Genomic DNA, 11,928 nt, shown 5'->3' on the forward strand with positions numbered 1-11,928 from the left:
TTAATGTGTATGTGATCTAAATGGAAAGAGGATATACTATAAAAAATATACTATAAAGGGGGAAGGTTCATTTCATACGGAGATTTAAAATACAATAGTAAGAAATGAAACTATTTTATTTTAAATTTTGTAAGTTTACACTGAGTGAATAAATGCATACGTATAAATGACCGACAAATATGAAAGTAACTTCAATGGTCAGCAGTTTGATTTTTATTATTATAATGAGCAGTGTGGCATTGCGTTTTGAGCTAACGTATGTATTAGATCACGGCGTATTTAATTGGATGATGGCACATTTTGGGGAGCCACAAATGGTATTCAACCATGGTTTGTTTAATGATTATATGACGTTTGTTGCCACTTATGGTGATGTCCTTACATTTGTTATTTTAACGATAATCGGGGCAGTCATCTTAATGGTAAAAAAGTATTATTTATTCGCATTGTGGATGCTCGCCACTGTCGCAAGTGGTGGCATCATAGGATTTATATTAAAAGCGCTTTTACATCGACTACGTCCTTATGATCATTTATTAAATGATACAGGATTTTCATTTCCAAGTGGACATTCACTATCAAGTACATTATTTATCATGTTAATAGTTTTAGTGTTTATACCAAAAATCAGACAGCAGTTTTTACGATGGAGTTTGGTCGCAGTTGTGATGATATTATGGATGAGCATTCTTTTTTCAAGACTTTATTTCCATGCCCATTTTATTACAGACGTCATAGGTGGCGTTACATTTGGTTTATTCTGGGTGAACATGTCTCTAATGCTATACCAATTAAATAAACAACGATTTGATGTAAGCAAATATATCAAGAATGCCAAAGCATTTCACATCGTTTATCATTAAAACGTTTACAATAGTATAAGCACAATAAATACAAATGTATGCAGTTAAGTTTGGAACTTAACTGTGTTTTTTATGCGAATATATAGATAACTTAAATTACGCTTAAATAGTAAATTTATTAAAAAATGCCCTTATAACTTGTGTTACAATGTTCAAAGTTTGTGATTAATTTTATAAGGTAGGACAGAATTGAAAAAGTTTACAGTTTTAATATCTATTTTTATTTTACTTACACAGCTTTTACCAATGGAAAATGTGCATTAGCACAAGACTTAACCCAGTCCCTTGTCGATGACATTAAAGTCTCGAAACAAGATGGATTAACAGGAGAATTTAGGTATCGTGATAGAGCGAAAATTACCGTAAATTTTTCACAGAAAAATACACAAAAGATTCAATCTGGAGATACAATTTCCATAGAGTTACCTAAAGAACTAGTAGGTTTTCCTACAGATTTTGAATTAAAAGTTCTGATGGCCAAATTCCAGGGGATTGTATTGTTCAAAATGGAAAAATTATTTGACGTTTAGTGATGATGTTAAAAACTTAAATAATATTAAAGGTGATTTCTTCTTCGAGGCAGAAATTAATAAAGCGGAAGAAGGAAGTCATAATGTCAACTTAGTATTTGGAAATACTCATATTACAAAAAACATAGTTGTAAATAATTCTAATGGTGTAGTAGGTGTTTTTAATGAAATGTTTTATAAAACAGGACAAATCCTTACAACTGATGTTGACAATGTACAATGGGCCATTATATTCAATAATAAACAAGACTATTTTAGAGGAAATGATCCGGCTATTATAAAAGATACCCTGGGAGCCGGTATGGAATTAAGTAAAGATCAATTTCAATTTGCCGTTCGCCAGATAAATGAAGATAGACCTCGATTTTATACGAAAAGTGAATTTGAAACTGCAGGCTTTGGAGAAGCCACTATTGAAGGAAACAGCTTCCAAGTTAGAGCTAATAACCCTAATTATAATGAATTAGTTATATATTACTCAGCAAAAATCATTGATCAGAAAATGAAAGATTTTAAAAACCAATTGTCAGTTACATATATTAATAAAAACGGAGAATACATAACAGTAAATTCCAATTCTACAGTTTTAAATATTAATGCTGGTGGAAAAGCAGAAGGCGATTTAGCTAAATATAAAGGGTAAAGTAACCATTGCGAAAACTGGTAAAGATGAGAGCAATGGTACAAGCACGCCATTACCGGGTACAGAATATGAACTTATAAATCTAGAAGGAAAAGTTGTAGCTAAAGGAGCCACTAATGCTCAAGGTGAACTTGTATTTGAAAATATTACAGGTGGTACGCATACGTTAAAAGAAACAAAAATACCTGATGGATATGCGATTGATCAGGCAAATTTTCCTAATCAAATTGTACTAGATTTTGAAAAAAATAAAGAAATTAAAATAGACGTCACAAATATTAAACAACCACCTCTGGAAGACCCTCAACCAGAGGAGCCGACAACACCGGAAGAACCAGCAACACCAGAAGCACCTATCACACCAAGTGAACCTTCTGTGCCAGTGAATCCTTTATTACCGGAACAACCGCAACCAGTTTATCCAAATGGTTCAAGTCAACCAACTCAAAACGCACAACCCAACCAAAGCAATGCGTTACCTAATACTGGTAAAGTTATGCAAAATCATCCATTTGCTTCAACGATGATTATTTTAAGTTTAATTGGTTTAGGTCTCGTACTTATTACATTTAATAGAAGAAAAAAATAATTTCTTCCATAAAAGACGTATCGTGTTTAAGTTCTAAATGAGAAAACCCCTTTAACGTAGGTAAACCTACGCTGAAGGGGTTTATTGTATAATGCACATCATTTATTTACATAGCTTACTTTTAATTAACCATCGTCTATATAAATATGCACCAAAAATACCGATAATCGTTAAAATAAGTAATACTGGCCAATACGGAATTGCATAGTGCACTGTAAGTTTATGTTCTCCTTTATGAACCGGAACGATTGATTGTATGCCGTTTCCTTGGGTGATGGCTCTTTTTTCACCATTTACTTTCGCGTATAAACCTTCTCTATAAGGAATCGGTAACACGAGGTAACTGTCTTTTTTAGGTGACATTGTCACATCTAAGCGATCTCGGTGTCTAGTCACTTGAACGGGATCGACGGCATGTTGAGCATTTCGTAAGGTTTGATAATTCTCACCATAGATGCCGTTGACTTGAAAACGATATGTGCCTTTTTTTAGTTTAATGTGTATTGCATCTTTAACTGGAACTCGTACAGTAACAGGGGTTACAAAACGTCGGTACTGGTAATCTAGATTAGATCGTCTTTGATGAAAATCATTTACATCTAAATAATGTGGTTGATTCGGTTGAAGTAGTTCAACATCTAATTCTATATAATAATCTTTAAATTGTTTTTGTACGGATTCTGGCAACTTAATCGTGACACCACCATCAGTTTCTTTGACATTTAATTGATTGCCTAAAATTTTCGCATCGCGTTCAGTAATCGTAGCTTGCGAAATTAAGTTTGGATTCGTTTTTAAATGTGAATTGGCATTGTGTTGATTACTAACGACCCCTAATAACATTGCATGTTCACGGTCAATAGGTGATTTAAGTGATTTAGGGTCATAGATACGTGACGTTAAATGGGCTGCAGGATAATGAACAGTATTACGCGCATGTTCCCATGTTGTAGCGCCATCTTTTATCGTGTCTTCTACTTTCAAACCGTATGGTAAATTTTGATCTGGCGCTTTTTTAATACGGTCAGTGACACCCCATAGTGCATATAAATTTGCACGATTACCTAACATTCTATAGGTGCTATTACTATCGTATTCCATGTTGATTTGCATCGTTTTATCATAATATTCGAGGATGTTACCATCAAAAATACTTGAATATAAGGAAACACCATTAAATTTATAAATCATCCCAGCATTAACGGCATAACTGTCCATATAATCAATACGGTCTAAATCTTGTTGATATGATGTAATTTGATTTATTTTCTGTTGAAGCGGTTGACTATGGTATTTAGGTGCATCAATATCCTTCATCGTGGATTGATATTTTGCGATATTGTTCGTATGGTAATTCATTAATAAAACAAATTGCTGTAATACAAAGAGTGAAATGACAACAGTCATTAACCATCTGGAATGTGAGTGTGCACGCCATGACATGTATCCTAAAAGGATTAATATCAATACGCCAACAATCATCCACCACATGGCGCCACGTGAAAATAATACTGTGAAAATTGCTAAGATCACTAAAGGTGATAAAGCTTTCACATAATCTTTTAACGTTAATTCAGAAAAATGTTTCAACCAGAGTGCAATCAAACCACTTGTAGTAAGTGCTAATAAATAGACCCAACGTCGTTGTGGAGCTGAAAAGCCATTGAAAAAACTATCGAAGTAGAGCGATAGCGATCCTATGAGAATACACCATGTTAAAATTGCGAACATTTTAAAATAATAATGTCGATACAGTTTAAATGAGCATAATGCAACAATGACAATAAAAGTTAACGTTATGTAAAATCCGTTGGTAAATATATGGTATTTTTGAGAAAAGTCAATAATGGGTGAAATGAAAATTTGATTTAATGTACGGTCATTATTGATAAAAGAGCGTACTCCAGAAACGAACCCGAATGAAGCGATACAAAAACTAAACATGGTGGCCGGAATTAATAAATATAATTTCTGCCAACGTGAAACGATATCCTCAGGATGTTTAAATATAATTCGGTAAGCTAAATAAGCAGTTAAAGCAATGGTTTCATAATAACTAAAATAAAAATTTGAGTACAACGTTAAACTAATGGCAAGGATAAATACACCAATTTTTCGTTGTTTAAAAAAGCGCTCGATGCCCCAAATCGACAACGGTAAGAAAATTAAAATGTCACCGAAAAACGACCAAGTAAAATTAAAATAATATAATACCGATGATGCACTATATAAAAATGCGCCTATAAAGCGATATTTTCCTTTTAAATGAAATTCACGAAACATGCCATATGTGACGAAGAATGTGATCATACATTTAAAGAAACCGGTGAAAATTTGATTTGCGGGCCAAAATGAGATTTCAGATGGATTTAAATGAAATAGCCATTGGCCAATCGCAATCATTATAAAATTGAGGTACATAACTACGGATGTGGAATAGTAATAGGCTAAGTCCATGTAGTAATCTCCACCGAGACCCATTGAAACATCGTATAGAGATGAAAAATGGGTAAAGCGATCATATAGAAATCGTTGGAAAGGCATCATCTGTTTAAAGCCGTCCCCATTACCACTATATATAATCCCATCTACGATAAAGCGATAAATGACAGGGACATATACGACAGCTGCCACACCTAAAGCCATTAAAAAGATTTTAAAACATTTGATCAACTTGTTTTTAAGAGATGCTTTCAATCTGCCTCACTCTTTCGTTTAATATTCTTCTTATAACTGTATTTTGAAAACCAAAATGCGATTAAAATTGAAAGAACTGAAATGATAATCATCGTATAGAAATATGGGGGACGATATGTGATTTCAACGTTTTTCGCATGTTGTTTAACTGGAATCCCTGTCATAAAGTAATTTACTTTTTCAGGTTTTACAGATTGCCCATCTACAGTAGCGCGCATACCATGTCGATAAGGTATATTTATCACCATCATACCTTTATTGTGATTTTTTAAACCTATATTTATCGTAGATCGTGATTCATGATACGTATAGTTTTTTTCTTTAGATGCTTGATGTAACGTTTGATAGTCTTCACCGTATAAACCTAATAGTTTAAATGCATACTTTCCTTTCGGAGACAAACGTATATGGATTTTTCCGTTTTGATCAGGCTGTGTACGATAAAGTAAATCGTATTGTCCAGTACGGTATTTTGAGGCATTAAATAATCGGTTATTATGATATCCATTAATATCGATCACATGATTACTATCAGGCAGACCTCGTTTTACGTGTATGACCAGGTAAAAATCTTTATATTTTGATCGTAATGCTTTCGGTAGCGTTAATGTCGCCCCGCCATACCCTTGATTGACATTAATGTGTGTTTGATCGACACTTTGAGCATTTTGATACTGCAATGTCGTTTGTTTTAATAAGTTAGGTGCAGGCGCAGGATAGGGCTGTCCTTGCCCCTCTAAAACAACACCATCTATCATCGCATGTTCACGATCTATTGCTGTATTTAATTGATTCGCATCATAATACGTATCGGTCACTTTGACAGCTGGAAGGACGTTTTGGTTTTCATAAATTCGGTACTGACCAGAAGTGTCAACTTGTTTAAAATATTGAGGTAAATTTCCTTGATAATCTTTTAACATTTGATAACGGATAGACATTAAACTTGCGATATTGGCACGGCCGCCAGTCGATTGATAGCGACTGACTGACTCTTCTTTAATATTTATCATTAATGCATTGTAATATAAATCGATAAGTTGTTGATCAAAAATACTTGAGTACAAACTCAATCCTTTAAAATGTTGATACATCGGTGTATTGTCTTGTTCATTCACCCGCCAATCTATGCGTTCTTCTGGCGCTTTTTGACGTGTCATTTTATTCACTAACGCTTGTTGGAGTGGTGTATGATAGAGACTTGCATTGACATAAAATGTATTAGCACGTTTTAAATGGTCCGAATGAAAGATTTGAAAATGCGTGAATACACTTGACACAAGTATGGATAAAATAATGATGCTTGATCCATAAACCAAGCGCATTGGATGACGATAATGTTGTTGTTTTATATATAATGTGATGCCACCGATAAACCACACGATGATGAGCCAAGGTATCCATATAACAAATTTTTCATACATTATCGCACTAATGATAACTAAGCTTAACACGAAAGAAGATGTCCACAGATATGTACGTAAATGTATTTTAAAAAAATGCTGCACGTAACATGCGATTAAACCACTCGTTGAAAACGCCAATAAATAATGCCAACGTTTTTGAGGCGCTGAAAAACCATTAAATATACTGTCAACATATGGAATGTACGCTGAGGTAATCGTTAAGATACTCAGTATAGCAAACAATTTAAAATACATATTTCGATACAACTTAAAGGTGAGTAGTGCTTGAATACTTATGATTAATATGACAATAAGATAGTTATCATAAATAATGTTTGTATTTTGATTAAACTTTTCAATGAAAGGAATCGTTGTATCAAATGGAACGCGTTCATTATTTAAAAAGCTACGTGCGCCATGGAAGAAAAAAAGCAAGCTTGAACCTAAACCTAAAATGGCACCAATGGATAATGTGAAAATGGTTTGCTTTCTTGACATTAAATCATCTGGATGACGAATGTATAAGCGTAAAATAAAGTAGAGTAACCCCATTAATAATTGATAATACGCAAAGTAAAAATTATTGATGAATGAGAGGGTGACAATTAGGATAAATAGACCGACTTTACCTGTTTTGAAATATCTTTCTATACTAGCCCACAAAAGTGGTAATAAAATAAATACATCACTAAAAAATGGCCAATATACTGTAAATCTAAAGTATATGGGTGAAAACGCAAAGCCAGTAGCAAATACCCATTTAGATATGGCATTCAGCTTTAAATATGAAGCATAATAATAAGTGGCTGCAAGAATAAGTGCACATTTTATAATGGATATAACAATCGCATTTTGGAACCAAAACATGAGATGATTGGGTTCAACGAGATGCATGATATGTAAGAGTTTCACGATGATCACATTGATAATAAATAAAATGTTAGTCGTGAAGTAATATGATAAATCTGTAAAAAAATCACCGCCGAGACCAAAGTCTGTCGCATAGAAAAAAGTTCCTGACGACCACTTTTGATAAATATACATTTGAATAGGAACCATTTGTTCTATGCCGTCGTTGGGACCCGTAAATAAAATACCGTCTTTAAAAAACTTATATAAGATATAACTATGTGCGACAATCGATAGTAGTAAAAATGAAAGAAAGTATAATAAACGGTGTTTTATTTTATACATGTGATTACCTCTCAATAATTAATCTTTTAATATATACCTTGATAAGATAAATGTAATCGGAATTGTAATAATTAAACCGACGAAAGGTGCAATAAATTCTTTGAAATGAAAATAATGTACAAAAATAAAAATGAATAAAGTTTGTGTGCCCATATTGACGACTTGTGTTAATGGGAAAGCTAAAAACTTTTTCAATGTAGGTTGAACTTTATATACAAAATAACAATTGAGGTAGTAAGAGATAATGAATGAAACAACAAAGCCAATGATGTGACTGATTAAATAGTGAACATGAAAAAGGGATAATAATAGTAAATATATCGCATAATAATTGACAGTATTAATCCCACCGACAATCACAAATCGGATGAGTTCATACATTCTTTCGGTTTTAAACAAATTTATTCCTACTTTCATACGATTCTAGAGATGTGTCAATTAGGATAGCCTTTGACGTTAAAAACAATTATACTAAGGGTTGTAGAAAAAGTATTTAACGAATGATGACACATATTTTATATAGTTAAAAACTAAGATAAATATAACATAAATCATATTTTAGTGTGTAAATGATTCGAGTTAAAGATAGATGAAAGTGAGTGAAACGTGTTGGTAATTCAATGGTACCCGGGCCATATGGCTAAAGCAAAACGAGAAGTAACAGAACAATTAAAAAAAGTTGATGTTGTGTTTGAGCTTGTTGATGCACGTATTCCATATAGTTCACGTAATCCAATGATTGATGAGGTCATTCAACAAAAACCACGTGTGGTGATTTTAAATAAAAAGGATATGGCGAATTTAAACGAACTAACAAAATGGGAAACTTTTTTTAAGGATAAAGGCGCGATACCTGTTATGGTGGATGCAAAACATGGCAAAGGTTTAAAACAAGTCGAAGCGGCTGCAATAACAGCAACGAAAGAAAAAATGGATCGAGAGAAAGCTAAAGGTTTAAAGCCTCGTGCAATCCGTGCGATGATAGTTGGTATTCCTAATGTAGGTAAATCGACGTTGATAAACAAATTGGCGCATCGTGCGATTGCGCAAACGGGTAATAAACCTGGTGTTACAAAGCAACAACAATGGATTAAAGTGGGTAAATCCCTTCAATTGTTAGATACTCCTGGGATTTTATGGCCTAAATTTGAAGATCAAATTGTCGGGAAAAAATTGAGTTTAACAGGGGCAATTAAAGATAGTATTGTTCATTTGGATGATGTGGCTATTTATGGTTTGGAATTTTTAATTGAACATGACTACGAAAATTTAAAAAACCATTATAAAGTCGATGTAGAAAAAACGGCAGAAAATATTGAATGGTTTGATGCAATTGGCCGTAAACGCGGTTTACTACGTCGCGGCAGTGAAATTGACTATGAAGCGGTCATCGAATTAATCGTATATGATATACGTAACGCTAAAATTGGAACATATTGTTTTGATTTATATGATCAATTTAAAACAAGTGCTGATCAACATGACAGTTAAAACGATTAAGGATATTGAAAAAGAGTTGCTTGAAATCATGTCTTTAGAGGAATTAGAAAGGCATCCAAGTTATCATGATTCTCGAAAAGGCGTGCAAAAAGCATTTACGCGCCAACGTAAATATATTCAAAAGCAACTACAGATGCAACAAGATTATGAAGCAATGTGTAAATATGAAAACGAGATATTAACGAATCATCCACATGCAATAATTTGTGGTATCGATGAAGTAGGGCGGGGCCCTCTAGCTGGCCCTGTGATCGCAAGTGCTGTGGTTTTAGAGCACAATCATAATTATATTGGTATCAACGACTCGAAAAAATTAAATAAATTGACGCGTGATGATTTGAATCTCAAATTACAGTCAAATGTGACATCTTGGGCGATTGGTTCTGCTTCACCAGAAGAAATTGATAAATTAAATATTTATGAAGCTACAAAGTTAGCAATGTATCGTGCAATTCAAAATTTAGATGTCGAACCAACACATTATTTAATCGATGCGATGCATTTGGAAGACGTGACCGAACCGCAAACGTCTATTATTAAAGGTGATGCCAAAAGTGTATCCATTGCCGCTGCGAGTATTATCGCTAAAGTATATCGGGATAACTTAATGGAAGATTATCACGACCAGTATCCACATTATGATTTTCACAATAATGCAGGATATGGGACAAAGAAACATCTTGAAGGCTTGAAATACTATGGGGTTACACCGATACATCGTAAGACGTTTGAGCCGATTAAATCGCTATTGAGCTAAAGTAGAAAAATTAAAATATTTGGAAATTTAAGTTGATTTGTTTTAATATGTAAATATGTCCAAAAAGAAAGGAATTAAACATACTTATGGATGAAACATTACAAAAACTTTATACAGTATTAGTCCACTTTGAAGAAACTGATACTGAAATTACTGAAGACGAAAACAAATTAAGAAAAATTAAAGATGAGATTGAAACGAATTTAAATGTTTCTATAGAGAAAGAATCACAATCAGACTTAATTCGTATTTTGAAGGAACATCAGTTTGTTGTTGAATCAACTGAGGATGAACAGAAAATTGTAAGTGTGCCTATGGATGAAGACACACAAATTACTTTCCAAGCTGATAAATAAGAAGGCGTTGTATCACTCGCATACGTGTTTAACATGTATGCGAGTTTTTATGTTAAGCACATCGATATCGTGAGAGGTCTATTTTTACAATAATGAACAAGGTGTTAAGTGATTGAAAGATAGGTAAAAACAAGCGTCTATCTGTTTACAATAGCGCTTACATTTTCTATAATTGAAAATGAACTTAACCTTAAGAAACAGGAGGATGGAGTATGAATATCCATGAGTATCAAGGAAAAGAAATTTTTCGCTCAATGGGCGTAGCAGTACCAGAGGGGCGCGTGGCTTTCTCAGCGAAAGAAGCTGCGGAAAAAGCGAAAGAATTAGACAGTGATGTATATGTAGTGAAAGCGCAAATCCACGCAGGTGGACGTGGTAAAGCAGGCGGTGTTAAAATTGCCAAATCTTTATCAGAAGTTGAAACATATGCGAATGAGTTACTTGGCAAAGTGTTAGTTACACACCAAACTGGGCCTGAAGGTAAAGAAGTGAAACGTCTTTACATTGAAGAAGGCGCAAATATTCAAAAAGAATATTATGTTGGCTTTGTCATTGATCGTGCGACAGATAGAGTGACATTAATGGCATCTGAAGAAGGCGGAACTGAAATTGAAGAAGTTGCAGCATCAAACCCTGAGAAAATCTTCAAAGAAACCATTGATCCGGTTGTAGGTTTAGCGCCATATCAAGCACGTCGCATTGCCTTTAACATTAATATTCCTAAAGAATCAGTCAATAAAGCTGTTAAATTCTTAATTTCTTTATACAATGTGTTCATCGAGAAAGATTGTTCTATCGTAGAAATCAACCCGCTTGTTTTAACAGGTGAAGGTGATGTTTTAGCGCTGGATTCTAAAATTAACTTTGATGACAATGCACTATTCCGTCATAAAGATATTTTAGAATTACGCGACTTAGACGAAGAAGATCCTAAAGAAATCGAAGCTTCTAAATATGATTTATCATATATTGCACTAGACGGTAACATTGGTTGTATGGTCAATGGTGCAGGTTTAGCTATGGCGACAATGGATACGATTAATCATTTTAATGGTACCCCAGCTAACTTCCTTGACGTAGGGGGCGGCGCTACAAAAGAAAAAGTAACGGAAGCATTTAAAATCATCTTAGGTGATAGCAATGTGAAAGGTATTTTTGTAAATATTTTCGGTGGTATTATGCGTTGTGATGTCATCGCTGAAGGTATTGTAGCCGCAGTTAAAGAAGTTGATTTAACATTACCATTAGTTGTACGTCTTGAAGGTACAAATGTTGAGATTGGTAAGCAAATTTTAAAAGATTCAGGTTTAGCAATTGAACCAGCTACAACGATGGCTGAAGGTGCTCAAAAAATTGTTAAGCTTGTAAACGAAGCGTAAGGAAAGGATGGGAC

At 33.8% G+C, this 11,928-nt stretch carries 10 protein-coding genes and 1 pseudogene; 8 read left to right on the forward strand and 3 right to left on the reverse strand.

Features of this window, described 5'->3' with window-relative positions:
• Positions 1–179 precede the first annotated feature (179 nt).
• From G8Y85_RS02055 to G8Y85_RS12325, 4 genes and pseudogenes are all read left to right on the forward strand, one after another.
• Positions 180–863, forward strand: coding sequence for a phosphatase PAP2 family protein (locus tag G8Y85_RS02055; RefSeq protein WP_165805367.1), 684 nt, complete (start codon positions 180–182; stop codon positions 861–863).
• A 519-nt stretch (positions 864–1,382) separates the two neighbouring features.
• On the forward strand, positions 1,383–2,036 hold the full coding sequence (locus G8Y85_RS02060) for a collagen binding domain-containing protein (RefSeq protein ID WP_103346157.1): 654 nt from the start codon (positions 1,383–1,385) through the stop codon (positions 2,034–2,036).
• Between the two features lie 7 nt (positions 2,037–2,043).
• Positions 2,044–2,301, forward strand: a pseudogene (locus G8Y85_RS12515) (prealbumin-like fold domain-containing protein); the annotation flags it as partial.
• A 111-nt stretch (positions 2,302–2,412) separates the two neighbouring features.
• Positions 2,413–2,625, forward strand: a complete 213-nt coding sequence (locus G8Y85_RS12325; protein WP_103346158.1) for an LPXTG cell wall anchor domain-containing protein — start codon at positions 2,413–2,415, stop codon at positions 2,623–2,625.
• 102 nt (positions 2,626–2,727) lie between these two features.
• Here the strand turns inward: G8Y85_RS12325 and G8Y85_RS02070 are convergent, their stop codons facing one another.
• From G8Y85_RS02070 to G8Y85_RS02080, 3 genes are read right to left on the reverse strand one after another with little or no spacing between them, the layout of a single operon-like run.
• A complete protein-coding gene (locus G8Y85_RS02070; protein ID WP_245203072.1) occupies positions 2,728–5,322 on the reverse strand; it encodes a YfhO family protein in 2,595 nt (864 codons plus the stop codon).
• Entirely contained in the window at positions 5,319–7,913 is a 2,595-nt protein-coding gene (locus G8Y85_RS02075; RefSeq protein ID WP_425338443.1) for a YfhO family protein, read from the reverse strand. The genes G8Y85_RS02070 and G8Y85_RS02075 overlap by 4 nt, the downstream gene beginning before the upstream one ends.
• A 27-nt stretch (positions 7,914–7,940) precedes the next feature.
• Positions 7,941–8,339 carry a GtrA family protein gene (locus G8Y85_RS02080; protein ID WP_246864154.1) on the reverse strand — a complete coding sequence of 133 codons (399 nt, stop codon included), beginning with the start codon at positions 8,337–8,339 and terminating at the stop codon, positions 7,941–7,943.
• Positions 8,340–8,531: 192 nt separating this feature from the next.
• On the opposite strand from G8Y85_RS02080, the gene ylqF reads away from it, so the two are divergent.
• The 4 genes from ylqF (at position 8,532) to sucC (ending at position 11,914) form a co-directional block, all read left to right on the forward strand.
• Positions 8,532–9,413, forward strand: coding sequence for a ribosome biogenesis GTPase YlqF (ylqF, locus tag G8Y85_RS02085; protein ID WP_103346175.1), 882 nt, complete (start codon positions 8,532–8,534; stop codon positions 9,411–9,413).
• A complete protein-coding gene (locus G8Y85_RS02090; RefSeq protein WP_060550900.1) occupies positions 9,403–10,179 on the forward strand; it encodes a ribonuclease HII in 777 nt (258 codons plus the stop codon). Before ylqF ends, G8Y85_RS02090 begins: the two co-directional genes overlap by 11 nt.
• Positions 10,180–10,265: 86 nt before the next feature.
• On the forward strand, positions 10,266–10,535 hold the full coding sequence (locus G8Y85_RS02095; RefSeq protein WP_037564707.1) for a hypothetical protein: 270 nt from the start codon (positions 10,266–10,268) through the stop codon (positions 10,533–10,535).
• 212 nt (positions 10,536–10,747) lie between these two features.
• Positions 10,748–11,914, forward strand: a complete 1,167-nt coding sequence (gene sucC / locus G8Y85_RS02100) for an ADP-forming succinate--CoA ligase subunit beta (protein WP_165805369.1) — start codon at positions 10,748–10,750, stop codon at positions 11,912–11,914.
• Positions 11,915–11,928: the final 14 nt, after the last annotated feature.

This window comes from Staphylococcus sp. 11007852, assembly GCF_011394325.1.
GTDB lineage: Bacteria > Bacillota > Bacilli > Staphylococcales > Staphylococcaceae > Staphylococcus > Staphylococcus agnetis.